General features: G+C 67.7%; 18 protein-coding genes. 9 read left to right on the forward strand and 9 right to left on the reverse strand.

What is annotated here, in order from left to right; genetic code table 11:
• The 3 genes from AC1RRW_RS14355 to AC1RRW_RS14365 all read left to right on the forward strand — a co-directional run bounded on the left by AC1RRW_RS14355 (nt 1) and on the right by AC1RRW_RS14365 (nt 2,780).
• The gene (locus AC1RRW_RS14355; RefSeq protein ID WP_492901448.1) at nt 1-1,092 is read left to right on the forward strand and encodes an LLM class flavin-dependent oxidoreductase; all 1,092 of its coding nucleotides are present in this window, start codon (nt 1-3) and stop codon (nt 1,090-1,092) included.
• A 43-nt stretch (nt 1,093-1,135) separates the two neighbouring features.
• Complete coding sequence (locus tag AC1RRW_RS14360) at nt 1,136-1,750, forward strand: NADPH-dependent FMN reductase (RefSeq protein WP_492901449.1); 615 nt, start codon at nt 1,136-1,138, stop codon at nt 1,748-1,750.
• Nucleotides 1,751-1,916: 166 nt separating this feature from the next.
• Nucleotides 1,917-2,780, forward strand: coding sequence for a MurR/RpiR family transcriptional regulator (locus AC1RRW_RS14365; protein WP_492901450.1), 864 nt, complete (start codon nt 1,917-1,919; stop codon nt 2,778-2,780).
• Here AC1RRW_RS14365 and AC1RRW_RS14370 read toward each other — a convergent pair whose 3' ends face one another.
• Nucleotides 2,781-3,716, reverse strand: a complete 936-nt coding sequence (locus tag AC1RRW_RS14370) for an acetamidase/formamidase family protein (protein ID WP_492901451.1) — start codon at nt 3,714-3,716, stop codon at nt 2,781-2,783.
• A gap of 223 nt (nt 3,717-3,939) precedes the next feature.
• On the opposite strand from AC1RRW_RS14370, the gene AC1RRW_RS14375 reads away from it, so the two are divergent.
• Complete coding sequence (locus tag AC1RRW_RS14375; protein WP_492901452.1) at nt 3,940-5,049, forward strand: AbrB family transcriptional regulator; 1,110 nt, start codon at nt 3,940-3,942, stop codon at nt 5,047-5,049.
• 1 nt (nt 5,050) lies between these two features.
• Here the strand turns inward: AC1RRW_RS14375 and AC1RRW_RS14380 are convergent, their stop codons facing one another.
• Complete coding sequence (locus tag AC1RRW_RS14380) at nt 5,051-6,214, reverse strand: glycosyltransferase (protein WP_492901453.1); 1,164 nt, start codon at nt 6,212-6,214, stop codon at nt 5,051-5,053.
• 107 nt (nt 6,215-6,321) lie between these two features.
• On the opposite strand from AC1RRW_RS14380, the gene AC1RRW_RS14385 reads away from it, so the two are divergent.
• Nucleotides 6,322-7,332, forward strand: a complete 1,011-nt coding sequence (locus AC1RRW_RS14385) for a glycosyltransferase family 2 protein (protein ID WP_492901454.1) — start codon at nt 6,322-6,324, stop codon at nt 7,330-7,332.
• 4 nt (nt 7,333-7,336) lie between these two features.
• Here the strand turns inward: AC1RRW_RS14385 and AC1RRW_RS14390 are convergent, their stop codons facing one another.
• The 3 genes from AC1RRW_RS14390 to AC1RRW_RS14400 all read right to left on the reverse strand — a co-directional run bounded on the left by AC1RRW_RS14390 (nt 7,337) and on the right by AC1RRW_RS14400 (nt 12,183).
• A complete protein-coding gene (locus tag AC1RRW_RS14390) occupies nt 7,337-8,599 on the reverse strand; it encodes an O-antigen ligase family protein (protein WP_492901455.1) in 1,263 nt (420 codons plus the stop codon).
• A gap of 44 nt (nt 8,600-8,643) precedes the next feature.
• Nucleotides 8,644-11,052: an exopolysaccharide transport family protein gene (locus AC1RRW_RS14395; protein ID WP_492901456.1), complete on the reverse strand. Its 2,409-nt coding sequence runs from the start codon at nt 11,050-11,052 to the stop codon at nt 8,644-8,646.
• A 75-nt stretch (nt 11,053-11,127) separates the two neighbouring features.
• Nucleotides 11,128-12,183, reverse strand: coding sequence for an endo-1,4-beta-xylanase (locus AC1RRW_RS14400; RefSeq protein ID WP_492901457.1), 1,056 nt, complete (start codon nt 12,181-12,183; stop codon nt 11,128-11,130).
• A 154-nt stretch (nt 12,184-12,337) separates the two neighbouring features.
• On the opposite strand from AC1RRW_RS14400, the gene AC1RRW_RS14405 reads away from it, so the two are divergent.
• The gene (locus AC1RRW_RS14405) at nt 12,338-13,570 is read left to right on the forward strand and encodes a lipopolysaccharide biosynthesis protein (RefSeq protein WP_492901458.1); all 1,233 of its coding nucleotides are present in this window, start codon (nt 12,338-12,340) and stop codon (nt 13,568-13,570) included.
• Between the two features lie 4 nt (nt 13,571-13,574).
• Here AC1RRW_RS14405 and AC1RRW_RS14410 read toward each other — a convergent pair whose 3' ends face one another.
• Together AC1RRW_RS14410 and AC1RRW_RS14415 are read right to left on the reverse strand one after the other, a co-directional pair.
• Nucleotides 13,575-14,480, reverse strand: coding sequence for a DUF6492 family protein (locus AC1RRW_RS14410; protein ID WP_492901459.1), 906 nt, complete (start codon nt 14,478-14,480; stop codon nt 13,575-13,577).
• Entirely contained in the window at nt 14,477-15,229 is a 753-nt protein-coding gene (locus tag AC1RRW_RS14415; RefSeq protein WP_492901460.1) for a WecB/TagA/CpsF family glycosyltransferase, read from the reverse strand. The genes AC1RRW_RS14410 and AC1RRW_RS14415 overlap by 4 nt, the downstream gene beginning before the upstream one ends.
• A 386-nt stretch (nt 15,230-15,615) precedes the next feature.
• Between AC1RRW_RS14415 and AC1RRW_RS14420 the strand changes: the two genes are divergently transcribed.
• From AC1RRW_RS14420 to AC1RRW_RS14430, 3 genes are all read left to right on the forward strand, one after another.
• Nucleotides 15,616-17,073: an undecaprenyl-phosphate glucose phosphotransferase gene (locus tag AC1RRW_RS14420; protein WP_492901461.1), complete on the forward strand. Its 1,458-nt coding sequence runs from the start codon at nt 15,616-15,618 to the stop codon at nt 17,071-17,073.
• 73 nt (nt 17,074-17,146) lie between these two features.
• Nucleotides 17,147-17,893: an SDR family NAD(P)-dependent oxidoreductase gene (locus tag AC1RRW_RS14425; RefSeq protein WP_492901462.1), complete on the forward strand. Its 747-nt coding sequence runs from the start codon at nt 17,147-17,149 to the stop codon at nt 17,891-17,893.
• Between the two features lie 10 nt (nt 17,894-17,903).
• Nucleotides 17,904-19,163, forward strand: coding sequence for an allantoate amidohydrolase (locus tag AC1RRW_RS14430; RefSeq protein WP_492901463.1), 1,260 nt, complete (start codon nt 17,904-17,906; stop codon nt 19,161-19,163).
• 14 nt (nt 19,164-19,177) lie between these two features.
• On the opposite strand, the gene AC1RRW_RS14435 is transcribed toward AC1RRW_RS14430, so the two are convergent.
• Together AC1RRW_RS14435 and AC1RRW_RS14440 are read right to left on the reverse strand one after the other, a co-directional pair.
• A complete protein-coding gene (locus AC1RRW_RS14435) occupies nt 19,178-19,552 on the reverse strand; it encodes a response regulator (protein ID WP_492901464.1) in 375 nt (124 codons plus the stop codon).
• Nucleotides 19,545-21,068 (reverse strand): sensor histidine kinase, encoded by a 1,524-nt coding sequence (locus AC1RRW_RS14440; RefSeq protein WP_492901465.1) that lies wholly within the window; start codon nt 21,066-21,068, stop codon nt 19,545-19,547. The genes AC1RRW_RS14435 and AC1RRW_RS14440 overlap by 8 nt, the downstream gene beginning before the upstream one ends.
• Between the last annotated feature and the right edge of the window lie 276 nt (nt 21,069-21,344).

Consider the following 21,344-nt stretch of genomic DNA (forward strand, 5'->3'; position numbering starts at 1 on the left):
ATGCATTTTGGTTTGTTCTGCCTGTCGACACAGCGCGACAGGAACAAGACAGCTGGCGAAGTCTATCGCGAGACGGCAGATCATGTCCGCGTCGCCGAACAGGCGGGGATCGAGATCGCCTGGTTCGCCGAACATCACTTCTCGAATTACTGCCTTTGCCCCTCTCCCCTGACCATGGCGGCCTACATGGCCGGGCGGACCAAAACGATCAAGCTCGGCCCTGCCGTGATCGTGGCGCCGCTCTACGAGCCGATCCGGATGGCCGAGGATATCGGCATGATCGACCAGCTCAGCGAGGGGCGGCTCGTGCTCGGCTTCGGCACCGGCTACCAGGAGTACGAGTTCCACAAGTTCGGCCGCAACGTGAAGGAGGCGCGCGGCAAGCTGCTGGACACGCTTGACTTCATCGACGCCTATCTCAAGCGTGATGTCGTTTCGTTTCAAAGTGCCGATTTCAATTTCCCGGAGACCACCTTCTCGGTGCGCCCGCGCCAAGGCGCGATCCCCATCTATCTCGCCGGCATGGCGACCGACCTCGAAGCTCAGCGGCGCGCTTTCGAGCGCGGCTATACGCCGTTCTTCACCACCGGCTGGAACGCGGTGGAGACCGTTCGCCAGACGCGTGAAGGACTGGAGAAAACCTACTCCGAAGCGGGTGGCGATCCCAAGAACATGCCCTTCGCCATCCAGCGCTACGTCTTCGTCACCGATGACAAATCCGCAGCCCTGCGTGCCGCCAACGGAGCCCGCTATGTCCGGCGCATCGCAATGGCGATGCGCGGCAAATATGGCGAGCTCGACGGCGCTTTCCTGAAGGAAATGCCGGCTGCCGACGAACCCTCGCTCGAGGAGATCGCAGCGCGGTTGCCCATCGGAGACCCCGACACCGTCGCCGAGCGGCTTGCCGCCGATATCGAAGCTGTCAATCCGACACATGTCAGCATGTTCATGGGCATACCCGGCGTGCCGCAGCAGGAGACGCTGAAGTCGATCGAACGCTTCGGCGCGGAGGTCCTGCCTCGCCTTACCAAGCGTTTCGGCAATCTGGGCCATCTTGGCGGAGCCGCCTGGCCGACGCTGAAAGTGGCCTGACGCGGACTGCCGCTCCTGAACCTCTCACAGCGATGAGGCGATCATGACGACCCTCGTGCCGAAACGACCTCTCATCCTCGGCGTCGGAGGCACCGCACGCAATGGCTCATCGACCGAGAGAGTGCTGCGCGCGTGCCTCGACATCGCCGTGCAGAACGGCGCCGAGGTCGAGATCTTCACGGGCGAGGAGCTTCTGCTCCCGATCTACGCGCCCGGCTCGCTGGAGCGGAACGCGAGCGCGCGCCGGGCCGTCGATCTCTTTCGTCGGATGGACGGCATCGTCGTTGCCAGTCCGGCCTATCACGGCTCGATCTCGGGGCTGGTCAAGAACGTACTCGACTATACCGAGGATCTGCGCAGCGATGAACGCGTCTATTTCGACAATTGTGCTGTCGGCTGCATCTGCTGTGCCGGCGGCTGGCAGGCCGGTGGGCAGACGCTTGCGGCGATGCGGTCGATGGCACATGCGCTGCGCGGCTGGCCCACGCCCTTCGGCGCGATGGTCAATACCTCGCTCCCGATTTTCGACGAGAAGGGATGTCTGACCGACGAATCGGTGACGAACCAGTTGCGAATGGTCGGCGAACAAGTTGTACAGTTCGCGAAGATGCGAATGGCGATGGTCGCGGCTCAAGGCGTCGCCGCAGGAGCGGCCTAGAACGCGGCCTCGGCCCCGAAGAGGTCGGCGGCCGGTCGTGCGAGCGGCAACGTTCGTCGATATCGCAGGGGTCGGGTATCGAAGAGGAAGAGTCGAATCGCCTGCGTCCGGGCTTTCGGTTCAACGATAAAGTCGGGCGTTCTGCGGTCTTAATCGGAGTTTGCCCTTGTCCGACAGCCATGTGTTGCGAGAGTTGAAAGAGAAATTTCCAACGTTCAGCCCTCAGCTGCGCAAGGCGTCGCGTTTCATCATCGACAATCCCAATGAAGTCGCGATGCATTCAATGCGCGCCCTGGCTGGGCAGGCCGGCGTGCAGCCGAGTGTGATGATCCGGTTGGCGAAGGCGATCGGCTTCGAGAGCTACGAGCCGTTTCGCGAGCATTTTCGCAGTTGGATGAGCAAAGGCACGAACAGCTGGGAGCTGCGTGTCCGTAGACTGACGAACAAGGCGAAATCTGAACAATCGTTCTTCGACAACGTCATTCAAAGCGATATCGGCAGCATCGCGGGAATTATGAACGAAGAGAATATCCCTCACTTGAAGCAAGCAGTAAATCTAATCAATAATTCCGACAGGATTTATGTTTTTGGCCTGAGAAGCATGTTCTCCGCAAGTTATTACTTTCACTACCTGATGCGTCTTTTCGGCAGCAAGACCGTGCTGATAACCGGTATCGGCGGCGCGACCGCGGACGCTCTCCGCGATATCTCGGCGAAAGATGCGCTCGTCATCTTTAGTCTTCAACCCTATACGCGCGACGCGGTGACCGCTGCTCAATTCGCGCGGGACCGCAATGTCGGAATTGTCGCGATTACCGACAGCAAGGTGTCGCCAGTGGTATCCGAGCACGGTCCAAACATCGTCGTCACCAGCTCGACCGATGCTCTCCTGCCCTCCATTCTCCCTGCGACGGCGGTCGCGCACCTGCTGGCGACCATGGTTCTAGTTGCCAACGAGGGAGACGAAGCGATGGTCCATATCAAGAGAAGCATGGCCCAGCTCGACCATTTCGAAGTTTACACACCCTAGCTAGGCCACCACGCTCTTCGCCAGCATGCAATGCACGCCCTTCGAGCCGTTCACCGTCTGGGTGATGCGCAGATCGGCCGCGAGCGAGCACAGCATATAGGCCTGCTCGCGCGTCAGCGACGTGCGCTCGCGGATCAGCCCGATCATCTCGCGCAAGGCGTCCTGCGCGCAGATGTCGAGGTCGGGATGCATCGCCATGGTGATGTGGTGGCTCGGCGTCTCGGCGCGCGGCGTGCTGAAGGACAGATCCTCGCGCAGGATGATCTCGAACGTGCCCTCCAGGGCGGTCTCGATCGCGGTGACGCAGACCTCGCCGTCGCCCTGCACGGCATGGCCGTCGCCGCAGGAGAACAGCCCGCCCTCGACGAAGACCGGCAGATACAGCGTCGCGCCCGCGCCGAGTTCCTTGTTGTCGAGATTGCCGCCGAAGGCGCGCGGGACGAGCGAGGTCAGCCGGCCCCAATGCGGCGGCGGCGCCGTGCCCATCACGCCGAAGAAGGGCGCGAGCGGCAGCTCCATGCCCCAGGGCAGCGTGCCGATGCGCCGCTCCGCATCGAGACGGGTATGGATCAGCGCATGCTGGTCGAACTCGTCGGGCAGCGTGCCCGCGAGCGGCTTGATCATGGTGTAGCCCCAGTCGGTCCTGAGCCTCACCTCGCGGATGCGCACCTCCAGCACCTGTCCCGGTTTGGCCCCCTTCACCGCGACCGGGCCGGTCAGGATATGGCCGGGCGCCATGCGCTCGGCCTTTTCATGGATCTCGTGGATCTCGGGCAGCGCATGGAAGCCGCTCGTCGGCTGATGCGCCGGCCCGCCGGTGACGGTGCGGATCGTGACGCTGTCGCCGCTCCCGATCGTCAGGACCGGCTTCAGGCTCGCGTCGAAATAGCCCCAATGGCAGGTGGCGAGGCCGGCTTCGATCAGGTGATGGCTCATGGATATCCAGCTCCGGGTGGAGAGCGCAGCATCGGACGGGCGCGCCCGCGCCGCCAGAGCAAGGCGGGCATGACGCCCATCCTTGCGGGTCGATGTCGCGGCAGGCAGGAATCCGTTGCGGGGCCGTCATTCGGCCTTCGCACTGTCGATCCGGCGCGAAGCCCTGTAGGAGCCGTCCTGGCGAAGGGCGCGTGGGTCCGTGGCGCGGAGGTCTGGCGACGGCATGAGGGAGCTTTGGTCCGGCCTTGTCGGCGGCCTGCGGTCGTTGTCGCCCCGGCGCTTCCCCTATCGCCGGTTCGCCTTCGCGCTGCTGCTCGGCGGGCTCGGCGGCTGGCTCTTCGTGCAGGCGAGGCTGCCGCTGCCATGGATGCTGGGCTCGATGGTGGTCTGCACGGCGGCCGCCCTGCTCCGCCTGCCGGTCGCCGCCCCGCCGGTGATCCGCCCGCCGATGACGGCGGTGATCGGCGTCATGCTCGGCGCGGGCTTCAGGCCCGACATCGTCCAGCAATTGCCGAACTGGCTGCCGACCATCGCGGGCCTCGTGCTGTTCATGGCCGCCTGCGCGCTCTGCAGCGTCTTTTACTTCCGCCGCGTCGCCGGCTTCGATCCGGTCACGGCCTTCTTCTCCGGCATGCCGGGCGGATTGGTCGAGATGGTCACGGTCGGCGAGGAGAAGGGCGGCGACGCCCGCATCATCGCGCTGATCCACTCGGCCCGAATCCTGCTCGTGGTGATGACGCTGCCCTTCATCGTGCAGTGGATCGAGGGGGTCTCGCTCGGCGGCGCGCGTGTCGCCGGTCCCTCGCTGGCGCAGACGCCGCTGTCCGCCGGGCTTGTCTTGGTGGCTTGCGGCGTCGCGGGCGTCGTGGTCGGCCACTGGCTCAGGCTGCCGGCGACCTATCTGCTCGGCCCGATGCTGGTCAGCGCGGTCGTGCATCTCGCCGGCTGGAGCGATTCGGCTCCGCCCTATGAGATCGTCAATGCCGCGCAGCTCGTGCTCGGCGTGACCATCGGCTGCCGCTTCATCGGCACGCCGCCTTCCGTGATCCTGCGCGTCCTCATGCTGTCGGTCGGCTCGACCGCGATATTGCTCGGGCTGACGCTCGCCTTCGCCTGGGCCGTGGCGCAGGTTTCGGTGCACGGCTACGTCCCGCTGATCCTGGCCTATTCGCCCGGCGGCCTCGCCGAGATGAGCCTGATCGCGCTGGCGCTGCGCACCGAGGTCGCCTTCGTCGCCGGCCACCACATCATCCGGGTCTTTCTGGTTATGGTCGGCGCCGGCCCGGTTTTCGGGCTGATGGGACGAAAAGGCGGCGGGAAGCCGGCCGAGTAGTTCAGGCGGTCGCGGCCGCGAGCCCGCGCCCCAGCCCCGCCGCCAACGCCGCCTGCTGGCGGGCGAGAAACGCCGCCCCGTCACGGCGCTGCGGATCGCCGGCCCTGATCTCCGCCAGCCGTCGCAGGAGCGACCCGGCAAAGGCCTCCGGCGTGTCGGCCAGCGTGAAATTGTCGGGAATTTCGGTGAAGCCGCGGCAGGACAATGTCGTGCTCACCGCCGGCAGGCCGAGCTCCATCGCCTGCACCGTCTTGAGCTGGACGCCGGTGCCGGCCCGGCTCGACAAAGCGACGAGCCGGCAGGAGCGCAGGAAGTCGTCGGCATCGGGCACGCGCCCGAGCGGTCTGACCTGCGGCGGGGCGGCGAGATCGGGCGGCAGCCGGCCGGCGACCGCGATCGTCACATCGGCCGGCAGCAGCGGGCAGACCTCGCGCAGGAACCAGTCGAGCCCGATGAAGTTGGGCGCCCAGCTCCAGGTTCCGATCAGCCCGATATCGTAGGCGGGGGCTGCGTCGGTCACCGTGGATGCGGTCGCAACGCCGGAAACCAGCGGCAGCACGGCGGCTTTGTGCTGATACGCCGGCCCCAGAGCCGCCTTGTCCTCCTCGGCGAGCGTCCAGATGAAGCGCGATCTGTCCCAGAGCCGTCGCTCGATCGTTTCCAGCAGTCTTGCCTCGCGGGCATAGAGCCAGCGCATAACCGGGTTGCCGGCATGGGCGGCGCTCTGCCGGGCCGAAACATGCTCGATGTTGTGCTCGACGAGGACGCAAGGCGCGATTTCCAGCAGCTCCGGAAACGCGCCGGGCAGCATCACCGAGTTCAGGATCAGCGCGTCGAACGGCCCCCGCGCCCGCACCGCCTCGACCAGCCTGCCCGCGCCCGCGAGCCGGAGCTTGGCGCAGGCGACCGGCAGCTTGGCGCGCACGGCCTCCACGAGCCATCGCAGCTTCTGCCCCTTGCCGGCCTCGGCGTTCTCGATCGCGACATGGTCGATCACCACGCTCCGCTCCGGATCGGCCGGCGTCTCGCCCGGCCGCAGGAAACCGAAGGCGACGACCTCGTGGCCGGCCGCGCGCAGCGCCGAGAGGATCGCCGCATTGGCGATCTCGAAGCCGGTGTCGGGTTTTTCGACCGGGATCAGGGCGGTGAGGAAGGCGAGGCGCAAGGGCATGTCCGGCTGCGGAGGCTGCCGCGAGGAAGGCCGCGTTTGCGCGCGCCGGTCAAGAGCCGCGCTCACCGAACCTTAAGCGCGCCAGCCTAGTCTCAAGCGCCATGACCCCGACCCCACAGATGCGGATGGATGATCCCGAAACCTTCGTCGTCGTCGCGCGATCGCCGCCGGAGGCGCTCGCCGAGGTCAAAAGCGTCGTCTGCGTGCCGACCTTCAAGCGCCCCGACATGCTGGAGGAGACGTTGCGCTCGCTGGCGGCCCAGGCCGGCGGGCATGATGTCGCGGTCGTCGTGGTCGAGAACGAGGGCATCGCGCGCGAGGGCGCGGCCCGCGCGACCGCTCTGCTCGAGGCCGGCCTGTTCAAGGGCCTCGTCATCGTCGAGCCGCGCCAGGGCAACTGCAAGGCCTACAACGCCGCCTGGCGCTGCGCGCTGACAAGGTTGCCGGAGCTGCAAAACGTGCTCGGCGTCGACGACGACGAGCAGGCCGAGCCCGGCTGGCTAGACGCCTTCCTGCGGGCGGCGGGGACGGCTCCGGCCGAACTCTTCGGCGGCGCGGTCGTGCCGCGTTTCGAGGACGCCTCGCGTGCCTGGCTCGTCGCGCATCCGGTCTTCCGCTCGCACTACGACGCATCCGGACCGGTGCCGATCCTCTATTCCAGCGCCAACTACCTGATCCGGCGCGAGGTTCTGGAGCGGCTCGGCCACCCCTTCCTCGACGAGCGCTTCGATTTCACCGGCGGCGGCGACAGCGATTTCTTCACCCGCGCCAAGGCCGCCGGCTTCCGTTTCTGGTGGGTGCAGGAGGCGCTCCAGCGCGAGACCATGCCGGCGCGGCGCACGGAAACCGACTGGATCGCCGCCCGCGCCCGCCGCAACGGCGCGATTTCGGCCGCGATCGAGCGCCACAGGTTCCCCGGAGCGGCTGGACGGCTGCGCGTGCTGGCGAAGTCGCTGGCCCTGCTTGGCGCGGCGCTGCCGCGCGGGCTTCTCCTGGGACTGAAGACGGGCTCCGTGCTGATCGGCCTCTACCATCTTCAGGTCGCGCTCGGCCGCCTCGCCCTGGAGGTCGGCGTCGCGGCCGAGCAATATCGCAAGCCCGAGACGAACTGAGGTCTTACGGCGAGACCCGGTATTTCGAGGTCAGCCTCAGCCCGATCACCGAGATCAGCATCGCGAACCAGATCGGGTCGGCCCGGCGGAAGAAGAAGCTCTCCAGGCAGGCCGAATAGATCGCGAACAGCCAGATCCGGAAGAACAGCTCGGCCAGCGCCTTGTTCTCGAAGGTGGCGATGACGCGGTGGTGGTCGCGCAGGGGCAGCAGGACCAGCACGATCGTCCCCAGCACGAGGCCGGGAATGCCGAGCCCGATGGCGAGGTCGACATAGCCGTTATGGCCATGGACCATGCCGTTCGAGATGCCGCTCTCATATTCCTTCGGTTCGGCGAAGAGCACGAAATCGCTGCCCCAGAAGCCCTCGAAGCCGTAGCCGAAGATCGGCCGCTCCCAGAGCCGGTCGAGCGCGAAGCGCCAGATCTCGGTGCGGCCGGTGAAGGTCTGGCCCGGGCTGAGCGACTGTACGATCTCGTTGATCGGCTGGTAGAGCACCGAGCCGATCGTCGCCGTCAGCAGCAAGGCGAGCGGTCCAAGCGCGATCAGCCCGCGCAGCCAGATGCTCCTGATCCGCGCGCAGGCGAAGCCGAGCAGGACGACGAAGGGCCCGAGCCCCATCGAGGTCTTCGAGCCGGTCATGAACAGGAACGTCGCCGCCAGCCCAAGGATGACGAGCCCGAAGAGCATCGAGTAGGAGGCGGCGACGAAGATGCCGATCAGCATCAGGATCACCATCATTGCGCCCGCGATATTCTTGTGGTCGAACAGGCCGCGCCAGGCGCCGGCATGCTGGGGCTCCAGCGCGTCGCCGCTGGAATGCGTCGCGACGTCGCGGAAGAGGACGATGCCGGCATAGCAGATCGCGAGCACGATCAGGGCAGCCAGGCCGAGCAGCAGCGCGAAATGGCGCTGGCCGCGCGGCAGCAGCATCAGCGTTCCGGCGATCACCAGCACCACCAGCGTGAAGCTCAGCGCCCGCATCGAGATCTCGGGATTGGCCGAGTAGATGACGCCGATCATCATCCAGGCGATCAGCAGCAGCCAGGCCGGGCGGAGATAGGCCAGCGCCGCCCGCCCGCCCGAGCCCGCCGCGCAGAACAGCCCGAGCACGGCCATCAGCGAAAAGGCGATCTGGTTGACGACGTTGCTCGTATTCTCGGCGGCGACATCGTAGGAGCCCCGGAAAGGCGAGGTCGAGACCCAGACCAGGAGCACCGCCGCGACGAAGACGACGCTGCGAAGATAATGGCCGGCGTCGGCGGACATGTCCGCCGTGCCCGCGTGACGGTCCGTGGCGCCCGCCGCGCTCATCAGGGCTGGTTGACGACGAAGCCGCGGATACGCGCGGCGTTCGCGCCGAGCACCGCGTTGGCCCGCTCGAGATCGGCCACGCCGACTTCGCCTTCGCGGATCACCAGCACGATATCGTCGACGACCTGCGCAAAGCTGTCGGTCAGGCCGTCGCTGCCGATCGCCGCGCCGTCGATGATCACCGGGCCGAAGCGCCGCGCCGCGCCGAAAATCTCATGGGCGATCTGGTCGACGCCAACCGCCTCGCCGCGGCCCGCGCGCGGCAGGAAGAACAGCCCCGTGCCCTCGTCCTGGCGCGCCACGCGGACCAGGCCGGCCGCGCCCGTCGCGATCTCGTGCAGGCCGAGTTCGGCGTCGGACGCATAGACATGGGTCAGGCCGGCCTCGCCGAGGCCTGCGTCGATCAGCAGCGCCGGCCGGCCCGAGGTCGCGGCGTCGAGCGCGAGATTGAGCGCGACCGTCGAGGCGCCGGCCTGTCCGCGCAGGCCGACCACGAGGATGCGGCGCGGCCGGCCGTCTTCCGAGAGCGCCGCGCCGAGGCCGCGGATCGCCCGGGCGAAGCTGGCGTCGGGCTTGTCGAGAACGTCCACGAGATGCGTCTTGAGCTGGAAGACCGAGCGCGCCTCGCCGTCATGGCGCCGCCAGCGCCGGTGGCGGACCGCGGGCACGGTGGCGAGCAGCGGCGCGGCCGCCGCCTGCAGCACATCGGGGAGCCTGTCGGCCTGCCCGCCCTTGATCGTGGTGAAGCGGCGCGCCGGCGCGCCGCCAGGCTGGGCCGGCGCGGTCATGGCGCGGCTGGCGGCCGGAGGCTGCGTCTCCGCGGCGGCCGAGACAGCCGCTTCGATCGGCTCCTCCCGCGCAGACTCGCGGCGGCTCCATAAACGGAAACCGCGGGGCCCCTTCCCTGGAAGGGTCGGGGCGGGTGGTGACTGATCCATGCCGGCCGGCCGCGTCAGCGCCATGCCCAGCACCATGATCGCGCCGATCGCGCCGCCGCCCATGCCGCCGAGCATGGCGATCGCCCGCCGGCTCAGGCCGGATTTCTCCAGCGGCGGCATGGCGTAGCTGATGATGCGGGCATTGGTGGTGTCGATGCCGGCAAGCTCGCCGGTCTCGCGCGCGCGGCGCAGGAAGGCGTCGTAGACGACGCGGGAGGATTCGACCTCGCGTTCGAGTTCGCGCAGTTCGACCGAGGCGCGGCCGGCGGCGTATTGCGAGGTGGTCAGTTGCGCCACGCGCTGGGCGATCTGCTTCTCGGACTCGACCGCGCGGTCGTATTCAACCTTGGCGGCGCGGGCGATGCGCGAGAGTTCGTCGGCGATCTGGCGGCGCGCGTCGCGGACCTGCGCCTGCGCCGCGCTGAGCGCGGGGTGGCGCGCGCCGAGCGAGGCGAGCAGGTCCGCCTCCTTGCTCAGCGCCGCGCCGAGCTGCGAGCGCAAGGCCGTCATGGTGTTGGAGGCGACGGCCTCGGGGATCGCGCCGGCCTCGACGCTGCTGGCGCGCACGGCCAGCGTCTGGTCGTATTTCGCCTTGGCCTCGGTCGCCTTGATGCGCAGCGCGACGAGCTGGGCGTTGTTCAGCGCGAGCTGCTCCTCGCCGATAGATTTCCCGCCGACGCCGACGATGTTGTTGGCTTCCTTGTATTTCTCGGCCTTTTCCTCGGCGATGCGCAGGCGGTTGCGCAGCTCTTCCAGGCGTCCCGTCAACGCGCCGGTGGCGCGCTGGGCGGCGTCGGCGCGCACCGAGGCCTGGTCGTCGAGATAGGCGTTGGCCAGCGCGTTGGCGATGCGGGCGGCCTTGGTCGCCTCGCGCGAGGTCACCGCGATGTCGATGACGAAGGTGCGCTCGCCGCGCCGGACCGCGACCTGCTTGTCGAGCGCGGCCAGCGCGTAGAGCAGCCCGTCGCGGGGCGGCTCGCCGCCTCGCGGCAAAAGATCGGCCAGAAGGCGCGACAGCCCGGTCTTGGTCGCCTCGCCGCCGAATTCGGGGTCCTTGTCGAGCCCCTCGGTTTGCACCACGCGCGACTTGATGCTGTCCGACGCGATCACCCGCGCCTGGCTTTCGAGATAGCCGGTTGTCGATGTCGGATCGCCGCCCGTGGCGTTGGGCGAGACCTCGTTCTGGAGCACGCGCAGGTCGCGCGGGTCGATGAAGAGCTGCGCGGTCGAGACGTATTTCGGCGGGATGAACAGGCTGGCGAGCGCCGCGAGGACGATCCCGGCGACGGCCGCCAGCAGCACAAGCCGCTTTCGCGCCCACAGCGTCCGCATCAGCCACGCCGGGTCCGTCAACTGTGCGAGCACGGGCGGGCGCGGCTCGCCCGGCGGCGCGGCGCGCCTGCCCCGGTCCTGCCGCCGCTCCGCTTCGCCAATGGCCGTATCGGTGTTGAACATGACGCTACGCTTCACTCTGCAACCTCTGGCCGGTCGCGGACGGCGAATGTCGCCGCCGCGCTGGCTTCGTCCATCGTCGGGAACCGGTCATCAGCTTGCGCCGCGCCGGTAGCGGTCGAGCACCTTCATCATCGGTTTCGGGCGGAACTCGGCGTCGAGCGGCAGCGGGCGGGCGCTGGCGCCGTCCTTGCGCGGAAAGGTCTCGTGAATCCAGGAATAGCGGTCGCTCAGCCCCCAGGTCACGATCGCCTTGGGCCGGCGCACCGAGACGATGGTGTTGAGATAGGTCGAGACCAGACTGGCCGCGGCGCGGTCGCGCGTCTGCATGTCGGCCGGCAGCTTCCAGTCGATCACGTCGAGTTCGGTGATCTCGACATCGAGGCCGAGTCGGCCGATCTCGTACATGAACTGCTGCAGGCCGTTCGTGTCGATCGGGTTCTCGCCATAGAGATGCGCCTGCATGCCGATGCCGTGGATCGGAATGCCCTTGTCCTTCAGCCTGCGGCAGATATCGAGCGCGATCTTGCGGCGCAGCGCCACGCCCGGCAGCGGCTCCTCGAAATTGAAGTCGTTCAGCACCAGCCGCGCCGAGGGATCGGTGCGGGCGGCCGCGCGGAAGGCGATCTCGATATGCTCGGGGCCGAGCAGGCGCTGCCAGATCGTATCGCGATAGGGCTCGCCCGGCGTCGGGTCGAAGCGGATGACCTCGTTGACCACGTCCCAGGTCGCGATCCTGCCCTTGTAGCGGTCGACCACGGTCTCGATGTGGCGCACGAGTTCGCGCTCGGCCTCGGCCTTCGTCGTCATCGTCCTGGCCCAGGCCGGCAAAGCCTCGCCCCAGAGCAGGGTGTGGCCACGCAGGGCCTGGCGATTGGTCTGCGCGAAGGCGACGAGTTCGTCCGCGCCGGAAAAGTCGAAGCGCGCGCGATCCTGGCGCAACGCCTCCCATTTCAGGTCGTTCATCGGCACGATCACATCGCAATGGCGGCGCAGCGCGTCGCGATAGCGCGGGTCGCTGCGGAAGATCTCGATCTGGGCGGCCGAGCCGATCGGTATCGGCGCGGGGCTGGCCGTGGCGGGACGCGCGCCGATACCCGAGGCGGCCAAAGTGGCCGCGCCCGAGATCAAAGCCTTTCTGCGCGTCATCGCATTCATGTGTCGTTCCAGGCCAATATGTTTCGGAAAGCGCCGAAACCTGTTTCGTTTAGGGTCGATCAACGCCTTCCGGGCTAAACAGAATGCCTTCGACGGACCCGCTCAGGCAGGGTCCGGGCCAGAAGAAGCCGTCCGAACGGACCCCATGTCGCCTGATCGCGCCGCCATTTCCGCCTACCTCACGATCCTGAGCGGCTCGGCCGGCCGGCTCGTCATCTCACTTGTCTACTTCCTCATCGTTGCGAATACGTTGACCCTCGGAGAATTCGGTCTGTTCGCGACCGCTTCCGCCACCGGGCTGATCCTGTCGCGCCTGCTCGCCTTCGGCTTCGTCTCGCCGGTCTATCGCATCGCCACGGTCAAGCCGCGTCTGCTTGGAGCCTATGCGGCAGGTTTCGCCGCCCTCGCCGCCGTCTCGATCCCGGTGATCGTCGTCGCGGCGGCGGCGGTCCATGCCGCGCTGTTCTCGGGGAGGCTCGCGCTTTTGCCGTTCGCGCTGATCGTGACGGCGGAGGTGCTGGGCTGGCGTCTCGTCGAGGTCGTCGCCATCGTCAACAACGGGCTCAGGCGCTTCCGGCAGGCGGCGCTCCTCGTCATCCTCGGCTCGTCGCTGCGCACGTTCGCGGCCATCGGCTTCCATCTGTTCGGCCAGGCCAGCCTGACGATCTGGGCCTTCGCCTATCTCGGCGCGACGCTGGCGACGGCGCTGATCGCCCTCGTCGTCTTCATGCCGGCGCTGCGCTGGCGCTTCGACAAGCGAATCTATCCCCGCCGCATGCCGGACGCCGTCTTCGCCGCCGCCGCCGACATCGTCTTCTACATCCAGGCCGAGTTCGACAAGCTCCTGGTGCTGGCGCTCGCGGGGGAGCGGACGGCGGGCCTTTACGCCATCGCGATGCGCGTCATCGATCTCACCGCCATGCCGGTGCGCAGCTTCAGCCAGATGATGGTGCAGAAGATCATGAAGGAGCGCGGCCTTGTGGGAGGTCTCAGCCGGCGCGCCGTCGTCGAGGCCGGCATCGCGCTGATCTCGATCGGCGGCCTCGCTGCCGTCATCCTGATGCTGAAACCCTTTCCCGGGCTGCTCGGCCGCAACGTCTCGGAAGCCGCCCATCTCTTCCTGCCGATGCTCGCGGTGCCTGCTTTCCGCAACCTCGTCGAATACCACGCCGAGCTGCTCTACGCCCGCGAGCGCACCGGCTCGCGCATCGCGCTGCTCTGCGCGATCACGGGGCTCAAGGCCGCGCTCATCTCATGGGTGATGCTGCAATTTGCGCCTGGCGACGCCTGGGCGATCTGGCTCAACGGCGTGTTCGGGCTGGTCTATCTGTTCTCGGCGGCGGTGACCTACCGGCTGCTCCGACAGGCCGGGCGCTGATGCGCTACTGGGCCTCGAACAGCGCCTTCAGCCGCGCGATCGGCTGGCCGATGAAGGATTGCACACCGACCGCGACCTGGCCGCGTTCCAACACCTCCTCGAAGGAGCGCAGCGACGCGATGCCGCCGGCATCGCCTCCCCAATAGACCTTGCAGAGCTCGTGGCTGTCGGCGACATGGCCCGACGCGGCAAGGCCGAGCACGCGTTCGACGAAATAGCCGTAGATCATGTATTCCGAGAACTGGCGCTGGCGGGCGATCGCGGCGACCCAGTCGCGTCCGCTGGTCGCCTCGATGTGGCGGTGCAGGGCGAGCACGTTGTCGCGCCGCCAGCTCACCAGATTGTTGATGTAGTCCGGGCTCGGCATCGCGGGCGCGGGCAGGCCGAGCAGTTCGGCCGCCATATCGCACCAGGAGAGATGCTCGGTCATGCCGGCCGTGATGCCGTCGGGCTTTGCATAGAGCCTGACCGCTCCCTCCGTCGTCAGGCTTTCCAGCGAGAACGCCCGCAGGAACAGCATGTCGGAATCGGCGAAGAGCACGACGTCCTCGCCGCTCACCGCCGGCAAGGCGAGTTTGCGCAGCTGCTGCGCATGCCAGCCGCGCAAGGGCGGCACGCCGCGGCGGAGCGCCCCAAGCCCGGTCCAGACCCGGCGTCGGCCGAGGCTGACCGGGTCGGGCCGCGCCTTGAGCCAGGGCGGCAGCAGCGCCGCTTCCGGCAGCACCGTCCGGCGCGGGCCTTCCAGCGGCTTGAACAAGGCCAGATCGCCATCCTCGACGAGGATGTAATGCATGGCATGGCCGCTGACGAAGCGGTCGATGCTGGCGCAGAGCAGCCGGCAGCGCTCGATGTCGCCGGAATAGCTCGGCGTCGCGATGCAGTAACTCGGATCGCTCCGGCCCGGGCTCATGGCGCGGGCCGCCGCGCGAAAAACTTCAGGCGCAGCATGCGCAGCAGGAAGACCGGGTTGCCGAGCACATAGCGCCGCCAGAGCCGGGCGGGTTCGAGCCAGAGCCGCCAGGCCCATTCCAGCCGCAGCGCCCGGACGGTCTCGGGCGCGCGCGCGACCTCCCCGGCCAGGAAATCGAACAGCGCCCCGATCCCCGCCGCGACATGGGCATGACGGGCGTCGATCCGCCCGGCGATGAAATTTTCCTGCAGCGGATTTCCGAGCGCGACCAGCAGCAGGTCGGGCGGGTCGGCCGCCAGCCTCTCCAGCATGGCGGCTTTCTCGGCCTCGCCGACGAAACCGTGACCCGCGACGTCGAAGCGATGCCGCGGAAAATCCTGAGCGAGCCTGGCGGCGGCCTTCTCGGCGACGCCAGACTTGCCGCCGAACAGGGCGACGCGCAGCGAATGCGTCTGCGCCGCCAGCAGCGCCGGCGTGAAATCCGTGCCGTTGAGATTGGCCGGGAAGGGCGCGCCATGCAGCAGCCGCGCGCCGATATCGACGCCGATCCCGTCGGCCAGAACAAGGAAGTCGGCGAGCTGGCGGCGCAAGACTTCGTCATGCGCGGCGAGGTTGACCAGATGGGCGTTGCAGAAGGCGAGCTTGAGATGGCGCCCGGCGCTCGTCGCGTCGCCGACCAGAGCCAGCGCCGCCTCGCGATCGAGCACGGCGATCGCGACGCCGCCGATATCGCGCGTCGCAACGCTCATTGGCGCCGGCGCGGACGCGGCGGCCGAAGGGGCAAGGGTCAGGCTGGCGGGCACGATGGATCTGTCCGGACGTCGCGACGACCATGTCATGGCGCAACCGCGCGCCGGGTCAAGCCGAAGCCCGCCGGAGGGTGAATGCGGTCTTCGCGAAAGTGGATATCGCCTGGCCGGGCTCATTGTCCCGGCGATGTGCCGGTTTGGCGCAGGGAGCGGGCCGAACCGTGCGACAGACCCGTGCAAACCTTCAGATCAACTGAAAACCAGGCTTCCTAGCTTCGTTTTGACGCAAGGACATGAGGCACGCCGCTTGCGGCTGCTCCGGCGGAAGGCATTCGCGATCGGACATCTGTCCCGTTCCGGATCGCCGCTGCGCTGGGATGCCGGGCATGATGAGCGTCAACGATCTGAACTACGCCGCCGCGACCGCGGCCGAGGAGCGCGCCAATTCCTGGCGTCACTGGGTCGGCTTGGCTACGGCCCTGACCGACGCGGGCGTGGTCTTCGGCATCGTCGCGCTCGCCTCGGTCGCTTATCACCTGCAGGCCTACGGCCATCTCGGGAACCCTCAGGTCACCTTCGAGCTGGCTGGCATGATCGCGGCGATCTTCGTCTTCACCAACCTGCTGCGCGGCCGCTACCAGATCGCCAACTATCTCTCCACCAAGGGCCAGATCGCCTCGGCCTTCACGGTCTGGAACATCACCATGGTCGCCTTCATCGCGATCGGGTTCATGGCCAAGATCGTCGACCATTATTCGCGCGCGGTCGTGATCGCGACCTATCTCGCCGGCATCCCGCTGATCTCGCTGGCGCGCTCGGGCATCGTGCGCACCATCTCGATGGCCAGCAAGACCGGGCTGATCACCTCCGAGCGCGTCTTTCTCATCGGACGCGAGCAGGACGTGATGTCGTTCGTCTCGCGCCATCAGCCGTGGAACATCGGCTTCGTCATCATCGACGTCGCCTTCCTGCGCGATGCCCAGAGCCGCCGCATCAACGATCCGGCCGCCGCGCTCGCCGCCGATCTCGCCACGGCCGTCGCCCGCTGCCGGCAGATGCAGCCGGACGCCGTCTTCATCGCCATGCCCTGGGCCGACCAGGACACGATCGACGCCTGCGTCGACGCCTTCATGAACCTGCCCGTCGCGATCCATCTGACGCCGGAGCGAATCATGGACCGCTTCGACAATCCGCACATCGTCCGGATCGGCTCGCTCGCCAGCCTGCGCCTGACGCGGCCGGCCCTGTCCTCGCTCGAGATCGCGGCCAAGCGCGTCTTCGACATCGTCGCGGCGAGCGCCATCCTCGTCATGGCGATGCCGTTGCTGCTTGCGATCGCGGCGCTGATCCGGCTCGATTCGAAGGGCCCCGTGCTGTTCCTGCAGCGCCGCTACGGCTTCAACCGGAAGGCCTTCCGCATCTTCAAGTTCCGCACCATGTCGACGACCGACGATGGCGACGTGATCCGGCAGGCGACGCGCGACGACCCGCGCATCACCCGGATCGGCCGCATCCTGCGGCGCTATAATCTCGACGAGCTGCCGCAATTGCTCAATGTGATCGCCGGGCAGATGTCGCTGGTCGGGCCGCGCCCGCACGCACTCGCCCATGATCACGAGTTCCAGCGCAAGATCGCGCGCTACGCAAGGCGCCACAACGTCAAGCCCGGCATCACCGGCTGGGCCCAGGTCAATGGCCTGCGCGGCGAGACCGACACCGAGGACAAGATGGCGCGGCGCATCGCCTGCGATCACTGGTACATCGACAACTGGTCGTTCTGGCTCGATCTCGCCATCCTCGCCCGCACCGTCGTGAGCGCGCGCTCCTATCGGAACGCTGTGTGAGCGCGGCTCGTGCTTTGCAGGCCGCGAGGCGTGATCTAGGGTCGCGCCTCGTCGTCTCGAAGCGGGCCTCGCCATGAACCGGATCGATCTGAACGGCCGCGTCGCCATCGTCACCGGCGGGGCGCAGGGCATCGGCCGGGCCGTCGCGGCGCGCTTCGCGGCGAGCGGGGCCAAGGTCGAGATCTGGGATCTCGACGGCAGGCTCGCGACCGAGGCGGCGGCCGAGATCGGTCCGGATGCGCGGGGCATCGCGATCGACGTCACCGACGCCCCGGCCGTGAAGAAGGCGGCCGATGCGCTGGAGGTCCGCCTCGGCAGCGTCGACATCCTCGTCACCAGCGCCGGCATCGCCGGCCCCAACCACAAGACCTGGGAATATCCGGCGCAGGACTGGGCCAGTGTGATGCGGCTCAACGTCGACGGCACGCTGCATTGCTGCCAGGCGGTGATCCCGGGCATGCTGAAGCGCAATTACGGGCGGCTCGTGCTGGTCGCCTCGATCGCCGGCAAGGAGGGCAATCCCAACGCCTCGGCCTATTCGGCGTCGAAAGCGGCGGTGATCGCGCTGACCAAGTCGCTCGGCAAGGAGCTCGCCGCGCAGGACATCGCCGTGAACTGCATCACCCCGGCGGCCGCCCGCACCCGAATCTTCGACCAGATGAGCGAGGAGCATATCGGCTACATGCTGGCGAAGATTCCGCGCGGGCGCTTCCTGCTTCCGGACGAGGTCGCGTCGATGGTCGCCTTCCTCGCCTCGGCCGAGAACAGCTTCACCACCGGCGGCGTTTTCGACCTTTCGGGCGGCCGCGCGACTTATTAGTCTCAGGCTCATGACCCAGACGCTTCCCTCCGCCGCCGTTCTCGGCGCGCGCGCCTTCGCCGCGCTCGATGGCCTCAACCGCTTCACCGACGAGCCCGGCAAGCTGACCAGGCTCTATCTCTCGCCCGCCCACCGGCAGGCGGCCGAGTGGACGCTCGGCGCGATGGAAGTGGCGGGGCTCGCCGCGCATATCGACGCGGCGGGCTCGGTGCAGGGGCGGCGCGAGGGGCCGGTTCCGGGCGGGCCTTGCGTGATGATCGGCTCGCATATCGACACCGTGAAGGATGGCGGCCGCTTCGACGGCAATCTCGGCGTGGTCGCGGGCATCCTCGTCGCGCAGGCGCTGCGCGACGCCGGTATCGCTCTGCCCTTCGCGCTGGAGGTGGTCGCCTTCGGCGACGAGGAGACCGTGCGTTTCCCGACCTCGTTCTCGACCTCGGCCGCGCTGGTCGGGCGTTATGACGAGGGCTGGTTCTCCGCTCGCGACGCCGACGGCGTCGTGCTGCGCGACGCGTTGATCGGCTTCGGAGGCGATCCGGACGGCATCCCGGCGCTCGCGCGGAAACCCGGCTCGATCAAGGCCTATCTCGAGATCCATATCGAGCAGGGCCCGGTGCTGGAGGCGCGTGGCGAGCCGGTCGGCATCGTCACCGCGATCAACGCGCAGAAGCGGGCGCGGGTGAGGATCGCGGGCGAGGCCGGTCATGCCGGCACGGTGCCGATGCGGCTGCGCAGGGACGCGCTCGCCGCGGGCGCCGAAATGGCGCTGGCGCTGGAGGCGATCGCCAGCGCCCATGACGATGCGGTCGGCACGGTCGGCGTCTTCAGGCCCGACCCCGGCGCGACCAATGTCGTTCCCGGCGCGGTCGAGTTCACGATCGATTTCCGTGCGCCGCGAAACGAGACGGTCGCGAGCATGGACAAGGCGATCGGCGAAAAATTCGCCGCGATCGCGGCGCGGCGCGGCGTCGGGCTGACGATCACGCCCTATTCGCACGACCAGGCGACGCCGATGACCGATGCGCTGCAGGACGCGTTCGCCGCCGGAATCGCCCGCACCGGCTCCAATCTCAGTGCGCGTCGCCTGCCCTCGGGCGCGGGTCACGACGCGATGATCATGGCGCGGCTCTGCCCCGCCGCCATGCTGTTCGTCCGCAACGAGAAGGGCATCAGCCACTCGCCGCTGGAGAACATGACCGAGGCGGATGCCGGGCTCGCGATCCGCGTGCTGCTCGAAACGGTGCTCGAGCTGGCGCGCCGGGAGGGCTGACGGCCGGCGCCGCCTCAGGCCGCCCGGACGCCGAGGCAGGCGTTGATCTTGCCGAGCAGGCGCGGCAGGTCGATCGGCTTGGTGTCGAAATCGGCGCAGCCGACCTCGACGCTCTTGGCCCGGTCGCTCGACAGCGCATGGGCGGTGAGCGCGATGACCGGGATCGGGGCCGTGCGGGCAGAGGCCTTGATCAGGGTCGTCGCTTCCCAGCCGTCCATGTCGCCGAGCGCGACGTCCATCAGGATCAGGTCCGGATTCTCCCGCGCGGCCATGGCGACGCCGGTCGGGCCGTCGGACGCACAGGTGACGGTGAAGCCCTGACGCTGAAGCCGCCTCGTCAGCATGTCGCGGTTCATTTCATTGTCTTCGACGAGCAGGATCTTAGGCATGCGTGCCAACCGTATTTGCCGTTTTGAGGGTCTTGCGGTGAAGGACGGCGGCGACGCGCGCGCCGAGGCGATCCATCGGGACGACCGGCGTTTCCGGCATGTCGGGTGCGGCCAAGGGTCGGTCGCCGATATCCGGCGAAACCGGAACGATGACGGTGAAGGCGCTGCCGACGCCTTCCCGGCTCTCGACCAGGATGTCGCCGTGCATCAGCCGGCAGAGCTTGCGGCTCAGCGCCAGGCCGAGGCCCGTGCCGCCATATTTGCTGGCGCTCGAATCGTCGCCGACGGTGAACTGCTCGAACAGGTTCGCGATCTGGCCGGGCGCGATGCCGATTCCCGTATCCTCCACGCGCAGGCTCAGCCGTTGCGACTGCGCTGGTCCGATCCGGGAGGCGATCAGCCTGATTTCGCCGCCATGGGTGAACTTCGTCGCGTTGTCGAGCAGCTGGGACAGGGCCTGGCGCAGCTTGGCGCCGTCGCAGACGATGCTGCCGAGATTCGGCTCGAAGCGCGTCGTGAGGCTGTTGCCGCCGCGTTCCGCCGCGGCGCGGTGATGCTCGACCACCTGCTCGAGCAGGCGCGCGACGTCGAGCGTCTCGGAATCCAGCTCCATCTTCCCGGCCTCGATCTTCGAGAGATCGAGAATCTCGTTGACCAGCCTGAGCAGATGCTGTCCGGCGCTGTGGATGCGTTCGAGGTCGGCGGCGGTCTCGGCGTCGTTCTCGTCGGCCGCGTCCTCGATCAGGAGCTGGCTGTAGCCGATCACGGCGTTGAGCGGCGTGCGCAGTTCATGGCTCATCTTGGCTAGGAAATCGACCTTGGCCGCGCTGGCGCGCTCGGCCTCCTCGGTGGCGCGGCGCAATTCGGCGGCGGTCGCGAGATGGCCGCGCATCTCGCCTTCGAGTTCGCCCTGCGAGGCGAGGACCTTGGCGTAGAACAGCGCCATCATCGTGACGTAGAGCGATGCCGCCGCCGTCGAGACCAGCCCCAGCCCCTGCAGCGCGGCGAAGTCCATGGCCGGCGCCTGCGCGAAGCCGCTGAGCGAGAATGCCCAGAACACGGCGAAGTTCAGCGCGAACATCAGGAGCACGATCAGGCGCAGCCGCGGCTCGGCGCCGATATAGAAGAAGGCCAGCAGCGGGATCGTCAGAACCCAGGGCAGCGTCGGCGAGGTGACGCCGCCATAGAAGAAGCAGCTCCACAGGATGCAGAAGATCAGGTTCTGGATCGAGATCAGCGCCAGCAGGTGGTAGTGGCCGATCGCGCGGAGCACGAAGGGAAAGATCCAGAAGCCGGTGATGCAGGCGGTCAGGACCCAGATCGCATAGCCCGGGTTGGGATCGAGGATGTACAGCGCCAGCGGCACCGTGTTGCCGATGAACGGCCCGAACAGATGGCTGATCAGGAACATCCGCGCCTGCTTGCGCATCTCGCGGTCGGCGGCGATCTCGGCCGGGATGAACCAGTCGACGAGGTCGTTCAGGGCCGCCTGCGAGGTGGGGAGCGAGATCGCCATGATGTCCTGTCGCAATCGATCGCAGCCGGATCTTGGAATGCCGTCGGCCACCGCGCGACAGCCGGGCCGGAGCGCGATGCAATGATGACGGGCCGTCGTTAAGGCGGCGTAAACTGGGGCCTGACGTGCAGCTTTACCGTAGACCACAGCACATCGATGAGGAGTTTCGGCTTCGCCGGCGAGCTGACAAGTATCCTATTCAAACGTATCTACCCTTCCCTGCAACCTGTGCTGGTCAATTCGGAGAGACCGTTTTTTAACCTGAGCGCGGTTATG

It is taken from the genome of Allobosea sp. GW821-FHT12C12 (assembly GCF_058807355.1).

Coding starts and splice junctions, on each gene's coding strand:
- AC1RRW_RS14430 (WP_492901463.1), top strand. CDS start 17,904: ATGACCCAGACGCTTCCCTCCGCCGCCGTTCTCGGCGCGCGCGCCTTC.
- AC1RRW_RS14415 (WP_492901460.1), bottom strand. CDS start 15,229: ATGAGCGTTGCGACGCGCGATATCGGCGGCGTCGCGATCGCCGTGCTC.
- AC1RRW_RS14435 (WP_492901464.1), bottom strand. CDS start 19,552: ATGCCTAAGATCCTGCTCGTCGAAGACAATGAAATGAACCGCGACATG.
- AC1RRW_RS14375 (WP_492901452.1), top strand. CDS start 3,940: ATGAGGGAGCTTTGGTCCGGCCTTGTCGGCGGCCTGCGGTCGTTGTCG.
- AC1RRW_RS14390 (WP_492901455.1), bottom strand. CDS start 8,599: ATGTCCGCCGACGCCGGCCATTATCTTCGCAGCGTCGTCTTCGTCGCG.
- AC1RRW_RS14360 (WP_492901449.1), top strand. CDS start 1,136: ATGACGACCCTCGTGCCGAAACGACCTCTCATCCTCGGCGTCGGAGGC.
- AC1RRW_RS14410 (WP_492901459.1), bottom strand. CDS start 14,480: ATGAGCCCGGGCCGGAGCGATCCGAGTTACTGCATCGCGACGCCGAGC.
- AC1RRW_RS14355 (WP_492901448.1), top strand. CDS start 1: ATGCATTTTGGTTTGTTCTGCCTGTCGACACAGCGCGACAGGAACAAG.
- AC1RRW_RS14425 (WP_492901462.1), top strand. CDS start 17,147: ATGAACCGGATCGATCTGAACGGCCGCGTCGCCATCGTCACCGGCGGG.
- AC1RRW_RS14440 (WP_492901465.1), bottom strand. CDS start 21,068: ATGGCGATCTCGCTCCCCACCTCGCAGGCGGCCCTGAACGACCTCGTC.
- AC1RRW_RS14385 (WP_492901454.1), top strand. CDS start 6,322: ATGACCCCGACCCCACAGATGCGGATGGATGATCCCGAAACCTTCGTC.
- AC1RRW_RS14400 (WP_492901457.1), bottom strand. CDS start 12,183: ATGACGCGCAGAAAGGCTTTGATCTCGGGCGCGGCCACTTTGGCCGCC.
- AC1RRW_RS14420 (WP_492901461.1), top strand. CDS start 15,616: ATGATGAGCGTCAACGATCTGAACTACGCCGCCGCGACCGCGGCCGAG.
- AC1RRW_RS14370 (WP_492901451.1), bottom strand. CDS start 3,716: ATGAGCCATCACCTGATCGAAGCCGGCCTCGCCACCTGCCATTGGGGC.
- AC1RRW_RS14405 (WP_492901458.1), top strand. CDS start 12,338: ATGTCGCCTGATCGCGCCGCCATTTCCGCCTACCTCACGATCCTGAGC.